Origin of the sequence: Aestuariivirga sp., from assembly GCF_047602625.1 — a bacterium.
In the GTDB taxonomy this organism is placed as follows: Bacteria; Pseudomonadota; Alphaproteobacteria; order Rhizobiales; family Aestuariivirgaceae; genus Aestuariivirga.
This window is the reverse complement of record NZ_JASGGV010000002.1, coordinates 1,512,640-1,530,532: the sequence shown is the minus strand read 5'-3', so window position 1 is coordinate 1,530,532 and position 17,893 is coordinate 1,512,640. Positions and strand designations below refer to the sequence as shown.

Below are 17,893 nucleotides of genomic sequence, written 5' to 3'. Positions count from 1 at the left end.
CATGAAGACGACTTTGCTTGCAGGGCTTGCCGCCCTGGGATTGACTGTTGCCGTGCAAACTATACCGGCGGAAGCCCGCTGCGCCGATACGGACAGCTGCCGGATCATCTCCAAACAGGCTCCGGCCAAGCTCCAGCGCGGCAAGGTGCGCGTGGCGTCGGCGGGCAGGCTTCACCGCAGCAGCAAAATGTCCAGCGCCGCGCTGCGCATTCCGGCGGTGTCGCGCCAGTCCGAAGGGGCGGTGACCCAGATGATCAAGGATGCGGCGCCCCGCTATGGCGTTCCCACCTGGTTCGCGCTCCGCATCGCGCGCGTTGAATCGGGCTTCAACCCCCGTGCGCGCGGCACGCATGGCGAACTCGGCGTGTTCCAGATGAAGTGCCAGACCGCCCATTCCATCGGCTATCGCGGCTCCTGCGCCGGGCTTCTCGATGCGCGCACCGGCGTTGATGTGGGGCTCCGCCATCTGGCCCTGGCGCTCAAGGCATCGGGCGGCGATCTCCGCCTTGCGGCGTCCAAGCACAATGGCGGCCTTGGCCGCAAAAGCCTGGTGCCCCGCTACGTGGCCGAAGTGTTCTGATTTCAGTTTCCTTCTCCCCCTGCGGGAGAAGGTGGCGCGCAGCGCCGGATGAGGGGTCGCGCTGACGGCTGCCGCCCACCCCCTCATCCATCTCGCGCTGCCGCGCGATACACCTTCCCCCGCGAGGGGGGAAGGAAGAAACATTTTCATCTTTGCAAACTCCCAAAAACAAAACGGAGAGGTGGTATCCCACCTCTCCGTTTTTCTGTTTGCCTGCCGGATCCCGTGGGACGCGGCGGCATATGTCGGGAGCCCGCCGTTACTCCGCGGCGACGGCCGGGACGACGGACACGGTCTGCCGGTCGCCCTTGGTCTTGCGGAAGGTCACCACGCCCGCCACGGTGGCGAAGATGGTGTGATCGCGGCCGAGGCCAACGCCGGTGCCGGGATGCACCTTGGTGCCGCGCTGGCGCACGATGATGTTGCCGGGGATGACGGCTTCGCCGCCGAAATGCTTGACGCCGAGACGGCGGCCCGCCGTATCGCGCCCGTTGCGGGATGAACCGCCTGCTTTCTTATGTGCCATGACGAGTTCTCCTATTCTTCCTTGGCGCGGGCCTTGTCGACCTTGGCGCGCGGCGGCTTGCCGGCGGCCAGTTCTCCAGCCTGCTCGATCCATTCTTCACGGGCCACGCGGCCCTTCTGCTTCAGATGCGCTTCAACCTTGGCCACATCGTCGGGCGTCCAGGCGGCGATCTGAGCGAAGGTGGTGTAGCCCAGCTCATGCAGGCCCTGCTCCATCTTGGGGCCGACGCCGCCGATCAGCGAAATGTCGTCACCCTTCACGCCGCCTACCGGGGCGGCGAGCGGCGCCGGAGCCGCGGCTTCCGCCTTCTTGGGCGCTGCGGCCTTCTTCGACGGCTTGGCGCCGCCGGTGAGAATCTCGCGGATGGTCACCGAGGTCAGGTCCTGGCGGTGGCCATTGCGGCGGCGGTAATGCTTGCGGCGGCGCTTCTTGAAAATGATGATGTGGGGGCCGCGGTCCTGCGAGGCGATCTCGCCCACGACAGTCGCGCCCGACACGAGAGGCGCTCCGATCTCGACCGAACCGCCATTCGAGACCATCAGCACGTCGGTGAATTCGATCTGGTCGCCGGGGTTGCCCACCAGGCGCTCGATCTGGATTTTCTGGTCGGCCGCAACGCGATACTGCTTGCCGCCCGTCTTGATGACTGCGTACATTCCGTTCTTCCTTCTTGTCCCGCGCCCTTTGGCGCCGCCGGGAACCCGATGATCCGGCGGGCTTCAAGTGCCTGACATGGCAGGCGAAATTGGGTTGCCTGGGGCAGCGCAATACCAGCGGAGGGCATAAGCCCTTCCGCAGGATTGGTGGGAGTTAGGGGAAACGCCCCCAAAAGTCAAGGAAAGCCCCCGAAAAAGCCTGCCTCTTGCAAGTAAACAAAAGGAATGATGATGATAGGGCCATGATCGTGCGCCGCCTCCTGACAATCGCGTGCCTGATGTTTTCGCTGTTCGCCGTGGCGCAGGCCGCAGGGGCAGCCACGCAGGCGCCCCTGTCGCGGGTGCTGCTGGTTCAGGGCACAAAATGCGGCACGGCCTGCCCGCGCTGGATTTATGTCACCGGCCCCATCTCCTTCGACACGCAGAACAGCCTTCGCCTGATACTCAGCAGGATCGGGTGGACGAAACCGCCCGTCGTCTTCAACAGCAGCGGCGGCGACATGGATGCGGCCATGGTGATCGGCCGCATGCTCCGAGACCAGAACCTGATTTCCATCGCGGCGCCGGTCAAATTCTCGGGCTGTGATCCTTCGGCAGCGGCGGATTGCCGCGATCACGACACACAGGACAATCCCTATCGCGGCCAGGTGATGGACAAGGGCGCGCTCTGTTCAGGCTCTTGCCTGCTGGCGCTGGCGGGTGGTGAAACGCGGCTTGCGGGGCGCGGCGCCTTCACTCTCCCAAGCCTGGCGGACCCGGCCTTTGGTCAATCTGCTTCGGCGTCGCCCGAAAAGCATCGCGTCGCATTGTTCGGCTATCTGGTGAGCATGGGCCTGCCGGGACAGATTCTCGACCGGGTTACGGCGGGCAAGGCGGGCGCGCTCACGTCAGCGGAATTGAGCAGCCTTGCGATCATCACCGGCAAGGCTGTTCCTTCCTCGCGGCTGTCGCCTGCCGTCTGCAAGGCGAAGGACAAGCCTTCCTATTGCATCGCAGGCCCGGCCAAACCCGCCAAGCCCGCCGTGGAAGCGACGCCGGACTACATGCAGCCGATGATCGCCACCATCGTGCGGTCCAGCGAAAAGGGCTGCGAACCCACCTGCCCGGAATGGATCCAGCTTGAAGGCGAGATCAGGCCGCAGTCTCCGGCGGTTTTCCGCAAGGCGCTGGCGAAGGCGGCCAAGCTGCAACTTCCCGTGCTGGTGCGCTCGCCGGGCGGCGATGTGCGCGCCGCCATGGAGATCGGCCGCCTTATCCGCCAGCGCAAGCTCGATGTGGCGGTGGGCTGGACCTATTATGACGGCTGCAATCCGCGCGATCAGGCCTGCGTGCTGCCCAAGCCGCAGCAGGGCGTCTATCGGGGCACGGTCTATTCCATGCAAGCCTTCTGCGAATCCGCCTGCCCGCTGATCCTCGCCTCCGGGCAACGGCGGCTGGCGGGCTATCCGTCCTCCGTGGGCGTGCATCAGATTCTCACCACCTGGCACCAGGAGCGGATTTTCTACCGGGTGCAATACCGCATCGTGAACGGCAAGAAGAAAGAGGTGAGCCGCACCATCGTGTCGCGCAAGCCCACCAAATCCTATACGACGACGGGTTTCTACAAGGGGCTGCGCAAGGAACTGACGGTCTATCTCACGGGCATGGGCGTTTCCACGCAATTGCTGGACGACATGGAATTGGCGCCACCAAGCTCGATCCATGAATTGCCCATCGCCCGGCGCACTGAACTCAAGCTCGCCACCGGGTTTGAAAGCGCCGCCGAACTCACGTCCAACAAGATCTGCGCCGCCGCACCTCCGGCCGCCAATTGCATCGCGGCACAATAAAAAAACGCCCGCGACGGATCGCGGGCGGTTTCAACATTCAATGATGGATTTTATGCCGCCTTGGCAAAGGCCGGGTGGGCAATCGCCTTGCCGGCATCGTCAATCGCCTTCTGCTTCTGCTCGGGGCTCACCGCCACGCCTTCAGCGCGGACAAATTCGATGTCGGTAATGCCGAGGAAGCCGAACACGGCGCGGAGATAGGGCTCCTGATGGTCGATGGCGGCGAGGCCGTTCTCGGCGTTGTAGAATCCGCCGCGCGAGGAGACGACAATCACCTTCTTGCCGCCCGCCAGCCCTTCGGGGCCTTTCTCGGTATAACGGAAGGTCTTGCCGCGCACGGCGATGCGGTCGATCCACGCCTTGAGCTGGCTGGGGATCGAGAAATTATACATGGGCGCTCCCACCACCACGACATCGGCGGCGAGGAATTCGTCCAGCGCTTCGGCACCGGCGGCCACGTCCTTCTTGAGGCCGGCATCGAGGCCAGCGGCATTGCCGCCCAGATGATCGGCGGTTAGATGGCCAAGGGGGGCGGAAGCCAGATCGCGATAGGTGACAGTGAGGCCGGAGTTGCGGGCCTTCCACTGGTCCACCACGGCGGCGGAGAGCTGGCGGGTCACCGAATTGCCGCCGAGAATGCCGGAATCGACATGGAGAAGGTTCATGGGCGTGTCCTTTCATAATCTGTAATCTTGTAAGTGACTATTTAAATCAGCGCCAATCCAGCGATAAGATGGTATTTTCGGAACTCATTGTTTCCTGATTGGAGCTAATTGGTGCAAGATCTGAATGACTACGCCTTCTTCGCGGCTGTTGTGAACCATGGCGGCTTTGCCGCCGCTGCGCGGGCGCTGAATGTGCCGAAGTCGCGCATTTCCAAGCATATCGCCCATCTGGAGGAGCGGCTGGGGGTGCGGCTGATCGAGCGCACGACACGGAAATTCCGGGTCACCGAACTGGGCGAAGCCTTCCATGCCCGCTGCGAGATCGTGCTGGCGGGGGCGGAGGAGGCGGAAGCGGTGGCGGCGCAGGCGCGCGCCGAACCGCAGGGCCTGCTGCGCGTCGCCTGTCCCATCAATATGGTGAGCCCGGTGATGGAGCAGGTGCTGCCGCCCTTCATGCTCGCCCATCCGAAGGTACGGGTGCAGCTTCTCGTCTCCAACCGGCGGGTGGATGTGATCGACGAGCGGATCGACGTGGCGCTGCGCGTCCGCACCAGCCTCACGAGCGATCCGGGGCTGATCGTGCGCCAGCTCGGCAACAGCCGCCTGGTGCTTGTGGCCAGTCCCGGCTTTGCCACGTCACATGCGGGCGCATTGACCTTCGAGGGCATTGGCCGGCTTCCGACTTTGTGGATCGACGGGGGCGATGAGACGGCGCACTGGCGTCTCACCAACGCGGAAGGTGAAAACCATGACATCCGCCACCGCCCGGTTCTGGCCTCGGGCGATTTCAACCTGCTGATGAGAGCGGCGGTCAGGGGCCTCGGCGTGGCGCTGCTGCCGGAGGAACAATGCGCCGCGGCGATCGAAGCCGGAGCATTGGTGCGGCTTTTGCCCGACTGGGCTGCGACCAACGGCATCGTGCATCTGGTCTTCGCGTCAAAGCGCGGATTGTTGCCCGCCGCCCGCGCCCTGATCGACCATCTGGCGCGTGAAATTCCCGCCGTCATGCGCCAGTGCCGGGAGACGCGCCGCTGAAATGGCTTGGCAGGGCAGGCGGCCTCATGATGTCATGGCGCGCCGGGCGGAGATCAAAGATGCGCCGTGTCCTGTCGTGCCTGCTGTTTCTTGTCGCCGCGCTGACCGCCGAAGCTTCAGCGCGGGTGGACACGCTGCAACAGCCGATGAAGGTCGTGCTGGTGCGGAGCAACGAACCGGGCTGCGAACCCTCCTGCCCCGAATGGATCATGGCGGAAGGAAGGATCGGGCCCGCCACGGCGCAGGCCTTCGTCGACATGGTGATCAAGGCGCGGCAGCGGATGAGAGGGGCCAAGCCGCCGGTCATCCTGCGCTCGCCGGGCGGCACCATCCTGTCCGCCTTGCAGATCGGCAGTTTCCTGCGCGCCCAGGGCCTCGACGTGGGGGTCGGCACCACTGCCTATGAAGGCTGTGCGCCGTTCTCCACGGGCTGCACGCTGCCCCCCTCCAGCGATGGCGTCTATCGCGGGCGGCTCACCGTCGCGCCCTCCTATTGCCTGTCGGCCTGCCCGCTGATCCTTGCCGCCGGAAAGACACGGCTGGCCGGGGCCGATGCAACGGTCGGCGTCCACCATTGGGGTTTTGAAACCGGAAACGGGCGGATCAGCGATGACAAGGGCCCCAACGGAGACGCGTGGGACGGGGTGATGCGGCGGATGATCACCGATTATCTCGAAGGCCTTGGCAATGCCCGGGAGATCGAGCCGCTCATGGAAACAACCCCGTTTTCCACGCTTCACGTGTTCAGCAGGCAAGAGCGGAGAAAAATCGGCCTCGTCACCGGCGATGCGGCGGCGCGCTCGCTCACCGCCGCTTCAACCTGCGGCACCGCAGCGGGCGTCGGGCGCTGCGTCCTGCCGGGCGATACGGACTCCTATCGCGCCTCGCTGCTGTCGAGCGGCGTGGCCCCCTATGATCCCCCCATGACGTTCACGGTCACGCGCGCCTCCGGCCCCGCCTGCGAGCCGGTGTGCCCGCAATGGATTTCAGCAAGGGGAGCCATCCGGCCCGAAACGCCCAGGCAGTTTCTCGGTGTGCTCGGGCAGCCGGGCATGGCCAAGCTGCCGCTGGTCGTCGATTCGCCCGGCGGCGATCTCGATGCGGCGCTGGCGCTCGGGCGGCTCGTTCATGCGCGCGGGATGGATGTGATGGTGGCGGGAACCAGCTTTGCCGGATGTGCCGATGCCGTTGCGCCGTGCCCTGCCGCCGCCATCAGGCGGGGCGCCTATCGCGGCGAGGTCCGGGCGCCTGCTGAGGGGTGCCGCGGCGTCTGCGTGCTGGTGCTGGCGGCAGGGCGGCAACGGGCGGTGGAAGAACACACCCTGCTGCGGCTTCACAATCCGCAGCGCTACGTGTCGCGCGCCGCCCAGGGGCCTGCCGCCGATGCGATCAGGGCCTATCTGGCGGAGGTGGGCGCAAGCGGCGGGATTTTTGCCTCCGCCAGCTCTATTGCCGCCGGAGATGAAAAAGTGCTGACGGCGCAGGATGCGCTGCCCCTCGGCCTCGTCTCGCGGGATGAGAGCGTTCAGGCGCTGCTGGCGCCCAAAGCCTGTGGGCAAAAGCCCAGGCCCGGCTTCTGCGTCAGGCGGCGGTGACAGCTCATGCACTGCGCGAATCACCTCGCGTGGCGCATGAAGCGCCTGCCAAACAGGATGAAGGCCGGGGCCGCCCGGAAAACAGAGTCACGCCAGAGTCTTGCGGGTGCCTGTTGGCACGCCGCGCGAATCTTCAGGCGTGGCGGTTTTCCTTCTGCACAAACAGCATCACGATCACCGACACGACGGTCATGCCCAGCAGGGTCACGAACAGGGGCCGCTGGAGGCCGGGATCGAGCGGAAGCTGCACACCCTGAAGCAGCCAGTTCGACAGCATCGAGCCGATGAACATGGCGGAGATGTTGAAGGGCAGCGTGACATTCCCCAGGCTGCCGGTGAAGCGGCTGAGGATCAGGCCGCCAAGTATGGCGCAGATATAGGGAATAGGCAGCGATTCCGCCGGCAGTTTTGAAACCGGCGCGACTGTTGGAATGAGGGAATTCAGCGATGACAGGATGTCTTCGAGCATTGTTTCCTCCCCGCTACAACCGCAGGTCAGCAAAATATGCCACCGGATTCGTTAAAATCCGAATGATGTTTGGTGGCATCGTCAACCCGCCGTTACCGCTTTCGGAACAATTTTAAACAGCGCGCAGTGGCGTTCGCATTGACCCCGCAATGTGCCACCCCTACGGTTCAAGTCTCAGCAGGGAGGCGGTGCGTGGGAACCTGGGGCAGCGGCAGTTTCGAGAACGATGATGCGGCGGATTTCACGGTGGAGTTCGAATCCGAAGGGTTGCTGGCGCTTCATGACGCGCTCGATATCGAGGACGGCGATTATCTTGAGGCGCCGGTCGCCCAGCGCGCCATCGCCGCCGCTGAACTGGTGGCCATGGCCGAGCGGGGCGATTCCGAAGACGATGCGATTTCGCCCGAGCTTTATGACGCGTTGCAGCGCCACGCTTCGGAGATCATTCCGGCGCTCGCCGAACTCAAGGAACTCTCGCTTGCAGCACTCAAGAAAGCGGAGGCGGAGAACTCGGAGCTGAAGCAGCTCTGGGAGGAAGATGACGCGAGCGAATGGATGGCGGCCATGGCCGGTCTCCGCCAGCGTCTTTCCCGCCCCACCCGGCGGCGATAACAGGCGTCAGGTGCCTTTCGGCCCCGGCGCCTCATCGGCCTGCACGTCATGGCGCGCGCGGTGGACGATCAGCACACGGTTCAGTTCGCCGCCCAAAATCAGCACCAGCGCCGACAGGTAGATGAAGAACATCACCGCGAAGACGCCTGACAGCGACGCGTAGGTCAGGGCGAAAGTGTTGAAGCGCTGGAGGTAGTAGGAAAACACCTCCGACAGGATCATCCACACCACGACCGTCACCAGAACGCCCGGCAGCAGTTCGAGCATGCGCGGCGGGCTGGCCGGCAGCACGCGGTGGCACACGGTCAGCGCGACGGTGAGAAGCACGATGGCGATCGGATAGCGCCACACGTCGAAGGCGGCGAGGCGCGATCCGAGATCGGGGGAATGGTCATCGATGAAATTGATGAGAACCGGCGCGAAGACGATGAGGGTGGCGAAGATCAGCAGCACGGCGGCGGCGGCGATCACGAACAGGATGTTCTGCAGGTAGAGCCACCAGAAGGGCCGCGTGTCCTTCAGATTATAGGCGCGGTTCAAACCCACCCGCACGCTGTCGACGCCCGAGGTGGCGCTCCAGATGGTGATCAGCGCCGACACGCTCAGAAGCCCGGTGCGCGGCACGGTGAGGATGGAGCGGATTTCCGGCGCGAAAGGATGGACGAGCTGTTCGGGTGCCACGCTCAGAAGATAGTTCACCACCCCCTGCGCCAGTTCGTCGGAACCCAGGAAACCTGCCAGCGCGGTGAGGAAGATGAGGAACGGAAAGATCGAGAACACGGTGCGAAAGGCGATATTGCCGGCCAGCGGTATCGCTTCATCGGCAAACAGGCGCTGGATGGCCTCGAGTCCCAGGCGGATGATGTTGGCGCGGCTTTCCTTCATGTCAGGCCAGCCATAGACGGTGTCGCGCGCGAGGCCAAGCCTCGGAGGCAGGGCGGCCATGCGGTTCAAAGATTTGGCTCGCGGAATCCTGCGGGGGCGGGCAAGGAGGCGGAATGACGAAATCTTCTCCGCTGCTCAACCTGCTCGCCCCCGCGCTCTTCGTGTTCATGTGGGCAACGGGCTTCGTGGTTGCAAGGCTTTCCGCGCCGCATGTCGAGCCGCTCACCTTTCTGGCCATCCGCTTTCCCATCGCCGGGCTGGCCTTCCTGCTGATCGCCCTGGCGCTGAAAGCGCCGTGGCCTGCCGCGCGCGAGGCCCGCCACGCGGCCATTGCCGGAGCCTTCCTGCATGGCGGCTATCTCGGCCCCATCTATTGGGCGGTGGCGCATGGCATGCCGGCGGGCGTGTCGGCGCTGATCGTCGGGTTGCAGCCGCTCATCACCGCACCGCTGGCGAGTTCGGTTCTGGGCGAACGCATCGGCTGGCGCCACTGGGCCGGGCTGGTGGTCGGCATAATAGGCGTCGCGCTGGTGATATCGCCCAAGCTCAACTTCACGGCGCTGACGGGCATCACGCCCTTGACCGTGGCGTGGAACGTATTCGGCGCCTTCTCGATCTCCTTCGGCACCGTCTACCAGAAGCGCCATGCCTCGGGCCTTCACGTGGCGAGCGGCGGCTTCTGGCAATATGCAGGGGCCAGTATTGTAGTGATTATAGGCGCTCTGTGTACGGAGCATTTCGGCTTCGACGGCAGCTTCAATGCGTGGTTCGCGCTGGGATGGTCGGTGATCGTGTTGTCGCTCGGCGCCATCAGCCTGCTGATGCTGCTGATCCGCCATGGCGACGTCAGCCGCGTGTCGGGGCTGATCTTTCTCGTTCCGGGCGTCGCCGCCATCATGGCCTATCTGCTGTTCGGCGAAACGCTGACGGCGGTGCAGATCACCGGCATGATCGTCTGCGCCGCCGCCGTGCTGGTGGTGACGCGGAAAAGCGTCAGGCCGTGACGGTTTCGCCGCGGCGAATGCGTTCCACCGTGGCGCGGGCGCGGGCGCGGTGCGCCTCGGTGATGTGGCGCGTCACCAGGCTGAAGGCGGTCATCAGCACCGCCATGTCGTCGGTGAAGCCCAGGCCGACGATGAAATCCGGCACGGCATCGAAGGGCATGATGAAATAGGCGAGCGCGGCCAAAAGAATGGCCTTGGCCTTGAGCGGAGTCGCGGAATCGAAGGCGGCATAATAGCCCGCCACCACTTCGCTGGCCATCGGCAGCGATGCGAGCACGCGCGCCAGCTTCGGGAAGAAGCCGCGTTTCACCTTCTCTTCGTTACGGGTCACAACCATGGGAAGCTGCACTCCATCACCGCTCAGATCGGGCAGGTAAATGGTGGCCATGGCGATTCCTTTCAAGAGCTAGCGGTGCGAAAGCCAGAGCGCGCCCATGAGCACGATGATGGCCACGAACTGCAGCATCACCCGCCAGCGCATCAGCTTTTGCGAGCGGTTGGGCGAGCCGCCGCGCATCATGTTCCAAAGCCCTGCGAACAAAACGCACACCACGGCGGCCACGGCGATATAGGTCAAGTAGATCATCAGTCGGATGCCTTGTCGAGAATGTTGTCCAGCATACGCTGGGGCAAAATGCGGCGGGCGAGCGCCATGTAATGCGTGGGCTTCGTCACATAATAGCGCGCTCTCGGAGTGGCGCTCTCCACCGCATGCACGAGTTTTTCCAGAACCGCCTCGGGCCCCAGCTTGTAGCGCCCGGAGCCGCCGCGGCCAAGCCTGGCGCGCTGTTTCTCATAGGCCTTCTTATAATGCGACCCTGTTTCGTCCACGTTGCGGTCAAACGCCGCGAGCGAGTGTTCGACGAAGCGGCTTCTGATCGGCCCCGGCTCGATCAGCGACACGAAAATGCCGGTGCCGCGCAATTCCAGCCGCATGGTGTCGGCCATCGCCTCCACCGCGAATTTGGAGGCGTTGTAGGGTCCCCGCCATTTCAGCGCCACCAGCCCCAGCACCGAAGAACAATGCACGATGCGGCCAGAGCCATTGGCGCGCATCAGGGGCAGGCAATCGCGGGTGAGTTGATGCCAGCCGAAGACATTGCAGGCGAACTGTTCTTCCAGAACCTCGCGGCGGATGTCCTCGAGCGCGCCCGGCTGGCCATAGGCGCCATTGTTGAACAGCGCGTCGAGCTTGCCGCCGCTACGCCTTGAGACTTCCGCCGCCAAGGCCGCAACACTGTCGCGGTCGGCATAATCGAGCGGCAGGGCTTCAAGCCCTTCCGTTTCGAGGCGTTTCAGGTCGTCATCTTTCCGCGCCGTGGCAAACACCCGCCAGCCTCGGGCCTTCATGCCAAGTGCGGCCGCATAGCCGATGCCGGAGGAACAGCCGGTGATGAGAATGGAGCGATTCGCCATACCTGCCTTTTATCCGATCCCCGATCATCGCGCCTGCGGTGAAAGCGCCTGCCATGCTGCTGACAATTCCTGTCAAAACCTCTGCTAGACCGGCAAGCGAGGGAGAAACACCATGGGCATTGCCGCTTTCGAAACCCATTCCGTGCGGATGGAAGAAATCTATCATCTCCGCTTTCAGGCGCCGGAAGAGGATGTGGACCGCATCATGGATGCAGTGGTGGCGCGGGCGCCCCTCACCATGGGCCCTTATGACAGCAATGCCTGGGCAACGGCGCCGGGCGTCGAGCGTTACCGGCCGCTTGAAGGGGCCGCGGCGGGAGCCGAGCGTGAGTTGCGCAAGCGGCCCGGCGTGGTGGAGGTAAGCTTCCAGCTGCCGCGCGATCCGGCTCTGCTTGCGCTGGTGATCGAGGATATTTTTCAGGTGCATTCCTATCAGGAGCCGCCGATCATCGTCACCGAGGCGCTGGCCAGCCGCTCGAAGGGGCTGGATGACAGCGCCAATCCCAACCGCTGGTGGAACACCGTGGGCGACTGGAAAAAGAAGGCATGAACGGCAAAGCTTCGTCTTACCAGCTTGGCCTCATTCTGGTCACGGCCTCCGCCGTCGTGTGGAGCACGGCAGGGCTGTTTACCCGCATTATCGTAGCCGATACGGCAACGGTAGTGTTCTGGCGCGGGATATTCAGCGCCATCGGCATCGCGGCCATGGCCTACTGTGTCTATGGCCGCCCTGCCTTTCAAAAGCTGCCATTCGCAGCTTGGGTTTACGCCGTGCTTTCCGGTTTTGGCATGATCACCTTCGTTATGGCATTTCGCTATACCAGCGTGGCGCATGTGGCGATCATCTACGCGGCGGTACCGTTCATTGCGGGTGCCGCCGCTTGGCTGCTGATCGGCGAACGCATCGGCATCCGCTCCATCATCGCCTCTTCCGCTGCGTTTCTTGGCGTGATCGTCATGGTGGGATTGGGGAATGACGGAAAACTCTTCGGAGATTTTCTCGCCCTGCTGATGACCTTTGCATTGGCTGGCATGATGATTGTGGGGCGCCGCCATAGGGATATTCCAATGCTGCCAGCGGCAGCCCTTTCGGCGCTAATCGGGAGCTTGGGTGTTTTACCTTTTGCCCATGTGAGCAATGTGACGCCGCATGACTGGGTATGGCTTGCCGGCTTTGGCCTCTTCAATTCAGCCATCGGATTAGGCCTCTTCACACTAGGGTCGCAACGCATTCCTCCTGCCGAAACCGGGCTAATCGGTGCGCTCGACGTACCGCTTGCGCCGCTTTGGATATGGATGGTTTTCGGAGACATACCGGCCTTGGCCACATTCATTGGCGGGGGCATCGTGCTTGTGGCGGTGATCTTCCACTTGAGTGGGAGCTTGCGGAATTCTTCGGCCCTCTAGGCCCGCCCCATTTGGGCCTTGATCGTCCCGCATTTCAGCGCTTGGATTTTTGCCGCTGCCGGAGATATGGTCCGCCGATGATTCCCGCTGTCCGCACCGGGCTTGCCGCCCTGTCCACCCTCGCCCTCGTTGGCTGTGCCTGCACAAACGCGCATGCGCAAACCTCGACGGAGCCGACGCTGCTCGGCCAGTTCGAGGGCTGGGCCGCCTATACCTACAAGGCCAAAGACACCAAGGTCTGCTATATTTCGGCGCGCCCCAAATCCAGCGATCCCAAGACGGCGAAGCGCGATCCCGCCTTCTTTCTCGTTACCAACATGCCGGGCCGCAAGGTGAAGGGCGAGATTTCAACCATTATCGGCTATGCCTTCAAGAAGGATTCGAACGCCACCCTGAAGATTGACGATGCCTCCTTCACGCTGTTCACCAATGCCGATGGCGCCTGGGCCGACACGGCGCAGACGGAAAAGAAGATCGTGACGGCCATGAAGGGCGGCAAGCTGCTCACCCTCAAGGGCACGTCGTGGAAAGGCACCTCGACCACCGACATCTATGCGCTGGATGGCGTGGGGCAGGCGCTGGCCAAGATCGACGACGCCTGCAAGTAAGATGTTCCGCCTGCTGACTTTTCTCGCCGCCTTGCTTCTGACGGCGGCTTCCGCCGTGGCGGAAGGCCCATGTGCCCCCATGTCCTTCGGCTCCGGCAGCTATACGGTGTGCCGCTTCGATTTGCGGGCGTCGCCGCTGGCGCTGTACGACCTCGATGAAACGGGCGAGCCCTATGGCAGCTTCTCGGCCCTTGCCGCCTCGCTCGCATCATCGGGAAAGACGCTCAGCTTCGCCATGAACGCCGGCATGTATGACGATGCGCAGAAGCCCATCGGCCTCTATGTCGAGGACGGCCAACAGCTCAAGAAGGTGAACCGGCGCGCGGGTGCTGGCAATTTTCACCTCAAGCCCAATGGCATTTTCTGGATCGATGGCCCCAAAGGCGGGGTGACCGAAACCGAGGCCTTCATCAGTTCCGGCCTCAAGCCCCGCTATGCCACGCAGTCCGGCCCCATGCTGGTGATCGACGGAGAGATCCATCCCAAATTCTCCGCCGAAGGCACGTCGATGAAGATTCGCAATGGCGTGGGCGCGGTGGACGGTCACACCATTGTCTTCGCCATCAGCGAAAGCCCCGTCACCTTCCATGATTTCGCGGCACTGTTCCGTGACGGGCTTGGCTGCCGCAATGCGCTGTTCCTCGATGGCTCGGTGTCGAGCCTCTATGACGCCGCAAACTCGCGCAACGACCGCTTCATGCCGCTGGGGCCCATCGTCGGGCTGGCGCGCTAGACGCCCGATCCCCATATCTTCGCAAATCCGGCCCATCTGTGCTAAGGCCCCGCCCATGACGACCCTGCTCAATACGCTGGGGAATGAAGCCCCGCGCTATATTCCCAATGATCCCCGCCCCACACTCCTGGGCCTCACCCGCGTGGAACTGGCGGAGGCTTTGGCGCGGGTGGGCGTGCCCGAGAAGCAGCGCCGCATGCGGGCCGGGCAGATCTGGCACTGGCTCTATCATCGCGGCGTCACCGAATTTTCCGCCATGACCAACATCGCCCGCGAGCTGCGCGAGAGGCTGGACGAAACCTTCATCATCGGCCGTCCTGATATCGTGACAGAACAGGTTTCTTCCGACGGCACGCGCAAATGGCTGCTCAGGCTTGCGCCAGATGAGCGCGGCGCGCGCCAGGAAGTTGAGATGGTCTATATCCCCGAGGAAGACCGGGGCACGCTCTGCATTTCCAGCCAGGTCGGCTGCACGCTCACCTGCAGCTTCTGCCACACCGGCACGCAGAAACTTGTCCGCAATCTCACGGCAGGCGAAATCGTCGGGCAGGTGATGGTGGCGCGCGATGGCCTCAAGGAATGGCCGCAGCAGATCGAGGCGATGGCCAATCCGCCGTCTGGCGGGCGCTATCTCACCAATGTGGTGCTGATGGGCATGGGCGAGCCGCTCTATAATTTCGATAATGTGAAAGCGGCGATGGAGATCGTCAGCGATGGCGAGGGCATCTCGCTGTCGAAGCGCCGCATCACGCTGTCGACGTCGGGCGTGGTGCCCGAGATCGCCCGCGCCGGAGAGGAGATCGGCACCATGCTGGCCATCTCATTGCACGGCACCACGGATGAAATCCGCAACAGGCTCGTTCCCCTCAACAAGAAATATCCGATCAGGGAGCTGCTCGACGCCTGCCGCAACTATCCCGGCGCATCCAATGCGCGGCGCATCACCTTTGAATATGTGATGCTGAAGGGCGTGAACGATACGCCGGAGGATGCACGGCGGCTGGTGAAGCTGCTCGCCGGCATCCCCGCCAAGATCAACCTCATCCCCTTCAACCCGTGGCCCGGCACGCAATATGAGTGCTCCGACTGGGACACCATCGAACGCTTCGCCGCGATCGTGAACAAGGCGGGCTATGCCAGCCCGGTGCGCACGCCCCGCGGCCGCGACATCATGGCCGCCTGCGGGCAGTTGAAGAGCGAGAGCCAGAAGGTGAGGGCAAGGGAACGGCTGGCGGCGGGGGGATAAGAACATGCTGCGGCGCCTGACCTCACGTGCCGCACTGATCGCAATCGCCTTTCTGGCGGCCAATGTTCCGGCCTGCCTCTATCTCACGCTTCACCTGATCATGGCGATGAGCCAGCAAGGCTACGCGCTGCCGGGAGAACCGGGATGGATTGTCCTGATTGCCCGCGCCATTGCAATGACGTTTCCCGACTGGCTGTTCTGGATGTGGCCGCTGAAGCTGGTCTTTGTGACAGCGGCAGAATTTTTCGCGGTCCGCGCACGATGGTTTTATGCCTGCTGGGGCGTGATTGCCGCGATATGCAGTTTGCCAATCGTCCTTCCCGGCGCGCCCTTCTGGATCGTCTCGCTGCTTGTCATCGGCGTGGGCCTGTTGACGGGCTACATCTACTGGGCCATCGCCGGGAGGCGCGCGGGAGCAGGCTTTGCTCAATCGGCATTCGAACTGAACAGGCCGGGTTGAGCCCTTTTTTATCCCGCCAGCAAGCCCAGCCCGTGGATTGCGGCGGCGTGGCCTTCGGTGATCGACAGGAAGGCGGAAACGATGAGCGTGATCAGGTAGTACATGGGAATCCCCTGGAAGCGGTTATTGCCGCCTTCTGCCATCCGCCCCCTTGATCGGCGCTGAACCGGGCATTCATATGGCGTTCACGCCCAAGGGGAGGATTTCCCTCTCCTTTTCATGTTTGCCTTAATGTTTCGCTAAGGCTTGGCGTCAAAGCGGCGTGCCCTTGCGGCACAGGCTTCCCGCATGATAGGCCCCGCCCGGAAAAGTCTTACCAGGTGCCCCATGTCCAAGCCGAAGATCAAGAAAGTCGTCCTCGCCTATTCGGGAGGGCTCGATACCTCGATCATCCTGAAATGGCTGCAGACCGAATATGGCGCGGAAGTCGTCACCTTCACCGCCGACCTGGGGCAGGGGGGCGAACTGGAGCCCGCCCGCCAGAAGGCCGAGATGCTGGGCATCAAGAACATCTATATCGAGGATGTGCGCGAGGAGTTCGTCAGGGATTTCGTCTTCCCGATGTTCCGCGCCAATGCCGTCTATGAGGGCGTCTATCTGCTCGGCACTTCGATTGCCCGGCCTTTGATCGCCAAGCGCCTCATCGAGATCGCAAAGGAAACCGGGGCGGACGCCATCGCCCACGGCGCCACCGGCAAGGGCAATGACCAGGTGCGCTTCGAGCTCACAGCCTATGCCTTGAACCCCGACATCAAGGTGATCGCACCCTGGCGGGAGTGGAATTTCAAGTCGCGCACCGATCTCATCGAATTCGCCGAGGCGCACCAGATTCCGGTGTCGAAAGACAAGCGCGGCGAAGCGCCCTTCTCGGTCGACGCCAATCTCCTGCACTCCTCCTCGGAAGGCAAGGTGCTGGAAGACCCGTGGGTGGAGCCGCCGCCCTATGTCTACCAGCGCACCATTTCGCCTGAGGACGCGCCCGACACGGCGACGGAGATCGAGATCGAATTCCTGAAAGGCGATCCCATCGCCATCGGCGGCAAGAAGATGTCGCCCGCCACGCTGCTCACCGAGCTGAACCGCCTCGGCCATGACAATGGTATCGGACGGCTCGATCTGGTGGAAAACCGCTTCGTGGGCATGAAGTCGCGCGGCGTCTATGAAACGCCGGGCGGTACGATCCTCCTCACCGCCCACCGCGCCATGGAATCGCTCACGCTCGACCGCGAGGCGGCGCATCTGAAAGACAGCTTCATCTCCAAATATGCCGAGCTCGTTTATTACGGCTTCTGGTTCTCGCCGGAGCGCGAGATGCTGCAGGCGATGGTCGACAAGAGCCAGGAAAACGTCGAAGGCACGGTGCGTCTCAAGCTCTACAAGGGCAATGTCATCGTCGTTGGCCGCAAGTCGCCGAAGTCGCTCTATTCCGATGCGCTCGTCACCTTCGAGGATGACCGCGGCGCCTATGACCAGAAGGACGCGGCCGGCTTCATCCGCCTCAACGCGCTGAGACTTCGCACCCTGGCGGCGCGCAAGCGCAAGGGCTGATCTGTTTCGCCTTCGCGCTGTTCAACGCGCCACCCGCGCGAAGGAACCAATCTTGCGCCAAAGCATTGATGATCGCCTGCGGGGCAGGCTCCCCGTAGAACCCGCAGATATTATCAACGTCCTCCATGGTGGTAAAAATGCTCCAACGGCAAGAGACGGCGTTGCAAGGCGTCGTAACCGACATATTCGCGCACCGGTTCGTCGTTCAGCTGGACGGCAAACGCGTTTTGGCCGATCTCACGCCGAAAGGCGCTGAACGCATCTCGCTCAAGACAGGCGACAAGGTTGAATTGTGGGGAGAAGCGAAGCCATCGGAGATCAAGGTGCAGAGAATTTCAGTTGGCGGGCGCGGCGCGATCGAAATTCCGCATGGCCCTCCGAAGCATGATCATCAGGACGTGTCTTCCGATGCAGCGTTGGCGGGCGTGGCCAGGGCCGGTTTCAAAGCGGTTGGCGAACCCCGCCGCAAGCCCAAGCATTTCGAAATCCTGGCCCGCGATGCGCACGGCAAACATCTCGAGCTCCATGTCGAGTTCGACGGCCATCTGCGCAAGTCAAAGGAAGCCGACAGTGAAAAGTGGTCGGAAGAGCTTCGGCGCGCTGAACGCGTATAGCGATT

22 protein-coding genes are annotated in these 17,893 nt (G+C 63.2%); 14 read left to right on the top strand and 8 right to left on the bottom strand.

Features of this window, described 5'->3' with window-relative positions:
- The first annotated feature begins 1 nt into the window (after position 1).
- On the top strand, positions 2 to 580 hold the full coding sequence (locus tag QM694_RS12495) for a transglycosylase SLT domain-containing protein (RefSeq protein WP_415007259.1): 579 nt from the start codon (positions 2 to 4) through the stop codon (positions 578 to 580).
- 259 nt (positions 581 to 839) lie between these two features.
- On the opposite strand, the gene rpmA is transcribed toward QM694_RS12495, so the two are convergent.
- Positions 840 to 1,106, bottom strand: coding sequence for a 50S ribosomal protein L27 (rpmA, locus tag QM694_RS12490; protein ID WP_415007258.1), 267 nt, complete (start codon positions 1,104 to 1,106; stop codon positions 840 to 842).
- A gap of 11 nt (positions 1,107 to 1,117) precedes the next feature.
- Positions 1,118 to 1,762: a 50S ribosomal protein L21 gene (gene rplU, locus QM694_RS12485; protein WP_415007257.1), complete on the bottom strand. Its 645-nt coding sequence runs from the start codon at positions 1,760 to 1,762 to the stop codon at positions 1,118 to 1,120.
- 242 nt (positions 1,763 to 2,004) lie between these two features.
- Between rplU and QM694_RS12480 the strand changes: the two genes are divergently transcribed.
- Positions 2,005 to 3,591, top strand: coding sequence for a hypothetical protein (locus tag QM694_RS12480; protein ID WP_415007256.1), 1,587 nt, complete (start codon positions 2,005 to 2,007; stop codon positions 3,589 to 3,591).
- 50 nt (positions 3,592 to 3,641) lie between these two features.
- Here QM694_RS12480 and QM694_RS12475 read toward each other — a convergent pair whose 3' ends face one another.
- Positions 3,642 to 4,256 carry an FMN-dependent NADH-azoreductase gene (locus QM694_RS12475; RefSeq protein ID WP_415007255.1) on the bottom strand — a complete coding sequence of 205 codons (615 nt, stop codon included), beginning with the start codon at positions 4,254 to 4,256 and terminating at the stop codon, positions 3,642 to 3,644.
- Between the two features lie 111 nt (positions 4,257 to 4,367).
- Between QM694_RS12475 and QM694_RS12470 the strand changes: the two genes are divergently transcribed.
- Positions 4,368 to 5,291 (top strand): LysR family transcriptional regulator, encoded by a 924-nt coding sequence (locus tag QM694_RS12470; protein WP_415007254.1) that lies wholly within the window; start codon positions 4,368 to 4,370, stop codon positions 5,289 to 5,291.
- A 59-nt stretch (positions 5,292 to 5,350) separates the two neighbouring features.
- Positions 5,351 to 6,886, top strand: a complete 1,536-nt coding sequence (locus QM694_RS12465; protein WP_415007253.1) for a hypothetical protein — start codon at positions 5,351 to 5,353, stop codon at positions 6,884 to 6,886.
- Between the two features lie 133 nt (positions 6,887 to 7,019).
- Here the strand turns inward: QM694_RS12465 and QM694_RS12460 are convergent, their stop codons facing one another.
- Complete coding sequence (locus QM694_RS12460; protein ID WP_415007252.1) at positions 7,020 to 7,355, bottom strand: hypothetical protein; 336 nt, start codon at positions 7,353 to 7,355, stop codon at positions 7,020 to 7,022.
- A 192-nt stretch (positions 7,356 to 7,547) separates the two neighbouring features.
- On the opposite strand from QM694_RS12460, the gene QM694_RS12455 reads away from it, so the two are divergent.
- On the top strand, positions 7,548 to 7,967 hold the full coding sequence (locus QM694_RS12455) for a DUF4259 domain-containing protein (protein ID WP_415007251.1): 420 nt from the start codon (positions 7,548 to 7,550) through the stop codon (positions 7,965 to 7,967).
- Between the two features lie 6 nt (positions 7,968 to 7,973).
- Here QM694_RS12455 and QM694_RS12450 read toward each other — a convergent pair whose 3' ends face one another.
- A complete protein-coding gene (locus QM694_RS12450) occupies positions 7,974 to 8,912 on the bottom strand; it encodes a YihY/virulence factor BrkB family protein (RefSeq protein WP_415007250.1) in 939 nt (312 codons plus the stop codon).
- 53 nt (positions 8,913 to 8,965) lie between these two features.
- On the opposite strand from QM694_RS12450, the gene QM694_RS12445 reads away from it, so the two are divergent.
- On the top strand, positions 8,966 to 9,856 hold the full coding sequence (locus QM694_RS12445) for a DMT family transporter (protein WP_415007249.1): 891 nt from the start codon (positions 8,966 to 8,968) through the stop codon (positions 9,854 to 9,856).
- Here QM694_RS12445 and QM694_RS12440 read toward each other — a convergent pair.
- The 3 genes from QM694_RS12440 to QM694_RS12430 all read right to left on the bottom strand — a co-directional run bounded on the left by QM694_RS12440 (position 9,846) and on the right by QM694_RS12430 (position 11,272).
- Positions 9,846 to 10,193 (bottom strand): YkvA family protein, encoded by a 348-nt coding sequence (locus QM694_RS12440; RefSeq protein WP_415008624.1) that lies wholly within the window; start codon positions 10,191 to 10,193, stop codon positions 9,846 to 9,848. The genes QM694_RS12445 and QM694_RS12440 overlap by 11 nt on opposite strands.
- 69 nt (positions 10,194 to 10,262) lie before the next feature.
- Positions 10,263 to 10,442, bottom strand: a complete 180-nt coding sequence (locus QM694_RS12435) for a twin transmembrane helix small protein (RefSeq protein ID WP_415007248.1) — start codon at positions 10,440 to 10,442, stop codon at positions 10,263 to 10,265.
- Positions 10,442 to 11,272, bottom strand: a complete 831-nt coding sequence (locus tag QM694_RS12430; protein WP_415007247.1) for an SDR family oxidoreductase — start codon at positions 11,270 to 11,272, stop codon at positions 10,442 to 10,444. Before QM694_RS12430 ends, QM694_RS12435 begins: the two co-directional genes overlap by 1 nt.
- 112 nt (positions 11,273 to 11,384) lie before the next feature.
- Here QM694_RS12430 and QM694_RS12425 point away from each other — a divergent pair, with 112 nt between their 5' ends.
- From QM694_RS12425 to QM694_RS12390, 8 genes are all read left to right on the top strand, one after another.
- A complete protein-coding gene (locus QM694_RS12425) occupies positions 11,385 to 11,822 on the top strand; it encodes a hypothetical protein (protein WP_415007246.1) in 438 nt (145 codons plus the stop codon).
- Entirely contained in the window at positions 11,819 to 12,679 is an 861-nt protein-coding gene (locus QM694_RS12420; protein WP_415007245.1) for a DMT family transporter, read from the top strand. Before QM694_RS12425 ends, QM694_RS12420 begins: the two co-directional genes overlap by 4 nt.
- Positions 12,680 to 12,756: 77 nt before the next feature.
- Entirely contained in the window at positions 12,757 to 13,287 is a 531-nt protein-coding gene (locus tag QM694_RS12415) for an invasion associated locus B family protein (protein WP_415007244.1), read from the top strand.
- Between the two features lies 1 nt (position 13,288).
- Positions 13,289 to 14,020 carry a phosphodiester glycosidase family protein gene (locus tag QM694_RS12410; protein WP_415007243.1) on the top strand — a complete coding sequence of 244 codons (732 nt, stop codon included), beginning with the start codon at positions 13,289 to 13,291 and terminating at the stop codon, positions 14,018 to 14,020.
- A 55-nt stretch (positions 14,021 to 14,075) separates the two neighbouring features.
- A complete protein-coding gene (gene rlmN, locus QM694_RS12405) occupies positions 14,076 to 15,266 on the top strand; it encodes a 23S rRNA (adenine(2503)-C(2))-methyltransferase RlmN (protein WP_415007242.1) in 1,191 nt (396 codons plus the stop codon).
- Between the two features lie 4 nt (positions 15,267 to 15,270).
- Positions 15,271 to 15,726, top strand: coding sequence for a hypothetical protein (locus tag QM694_RS12400; RefSeq protein WP_415007241.1), 456 nt, complete (start codon positions 15,271 to 15,273; stop codon positions 15,724 to 15,726).
- Positions 15,727 to 16,053: 327 nt separating this feature from the next.
- Positions 16,054 to 17,274, top strand: a complete 1,221-nt coding sequence (locus QM694_RS12395) for an argininosuccinate synthase (protein WP_415007240.1) — start codon at positions 16,054 to 16,056, stop codon at positions 17,272 to 17,274.
- Between the two features lie 137 nt (positions 17,275 to 17,411).
- Positions 17,412 to 17,888 (top strand): hypothetical protein, encoded by a 477-nt coding sequence (locus QM694_RS12390; protein ID WP_415007239.1) that lies wholly within the window; start codon positions 17,412 to 17,414, stop codon positions 17,886 to 17,888.
- Positions 17,889 to 17,893 lie beyond the last annotated feature (5 nt).

What these genes read in the sequence shown, in the direction of transcription:
- QM694_RS12495 (WP_415007259.1), top strand. Translation starts at nt 2, where the DNA reads ATGAAGACGACTTTGCTTGCAGGGCTTGCCGCCCTGGGATTGACTGTT.
- rpmA (WP_415007258.1), bottom strand. Translation starts at nt 1,106, where the DNA reads ATGGCACATAAGAAAGCAGGCGGTTCATCCCGCAACGGGCGCGATACG.
- rplU (WP_415007257.1), bottom strand. Translation starts at nt 1,762, where the DNA reads ATGTACGCAGTCATCAAGACGGGCGGCAAGCAGTATCGCGTTGCGGCC.
- QM694_RS12480 (WP_415007256.1), top strand. Translation starts at nt 2,005, where the DNA reads ATGATCGTGCGCCGCCTCCTGACAATCGCGTGCCTGATGTTTTCGCTG.
- QM694_RS12475 (WP_415007255.1), bottom strand. Translation starts at nt 4,256, where the DNA reads ATGAACCTTCTCCATGTCGATTCCGGCATTCTCGGCGGCAATTCGGTG.
- QM694_RS12465 (WP_415007253.1), top strand. Translation starts at nt 5,351, where the DNA reads ATGCGCCGTGTCCTGTCGTGCCTGCTGTTTCTTGTCGCCGCGCTGACC.
- QM694_RS12460 (WP_415007252.1), bottom strand. Translation starts at nt 7,355, where the DNA reads ATGCTCGAAGACATCCTGTCATCGCTGAATTCCCTCATTCCAACAGTC.
- QM694_RS12450 (WP_415007250.1), bottom strand. Translation starts at nt 8,912, where the DNA reads ATGGCCGCCCTGCCTCCGAGGCTTGGCCTCGCGCGCGACACCGTCTAT.
- QM694_RS12445 (WP_415007249.1), top strand. Translation starts at nt 8,966, where the DNA reads ATGACGAAATCTTCTCCGCTGCTCAACCTGCTCGCCCCCGCGCTCTTC.
- QM694_RS12440 (WP_415008624.1), bottom strand. Translation starts at nt 10,193, where the DNA reads ATGGTTGTGACCCGTAACGAAGAGAAGGTGAAACGCGGCTTCTTCCCG.
- QM694_RS12435 (WP_415007248.1), bottom strand. Translation starts at nt 10,442, where the DNA reads ATGATCTACTTGACCTATATCGCCGTGGCCGCCGTGGTGTGCGTTTTG.
- QM694_RS12430 (WP_415007247.1), bottom strand. Translation starts at nt 11,272, where the DNA reads ATGGCGAATCGCTCCATTCTCATCACCGGCTGTTCCTCCGGCATCGGC.
- QM694_RS12425 (WP_415007246.1), top strand. Translation starts at nt 11,385, where the DNA reads ATGGGCATTGCCGCTTTCGAAACCCATTCCGTGCGGATGGAAGAAATC.
- QM694_RS12420 (WP_415007245.1), top strand. Translation starts at nt 11,819, where the DNA reads ATGAACGGCAAAGCTTCGTCTTACCAGCTTGGCCTCATTCTGGTCACG.
- QM694_RS12415 (WP_415007244.1), top strand. Translation starts at nt 12,757, where the DNA reads ATGATTCCCGCTGTCCGCACCGGGCTTGCCGCCCTGTCCACCCTCGCC.
- QM694_RS12410 (WP_415007243.1), top strand. Translation starts at nt 13,289, where the DNA reads ATGTTCCGCCTGCTGACTTTTCTCGCCGCCTTGCTTCTGACGGCGGCT.
- rlmN (WP_415007242.1), top strand. Translation starts at nt 14,076, where the DNA reads ATGACGACCCTGCTCAATACGCTGGGGAATGAAGCCCCGCGCTATATT.
- QM694_RS12400 (WP_415007241.1), top strand. Translation starts at nt 15,271, where the DNA reads ATGCTGCGGCGCCTGACCTCACGTGCCGCACTGATCGCAATCGCCTTT.
- QM694_RS12395 (WP_415007240.1), top strand. Translation starts at nt 16,054, where the DNA reads ATGTCCAAGCCGAAGATCAAGAAAGTCGTCCTCGCCTATTCGGGAGGG.
- QM694_RS12390 (WP_415007239.1), top strand. Translation starts at nt 17,412, where the DNA reads ATGCTCCAACGGCAAGAGACGGCGTTGCAAGGCGTCGTAACCGACATA.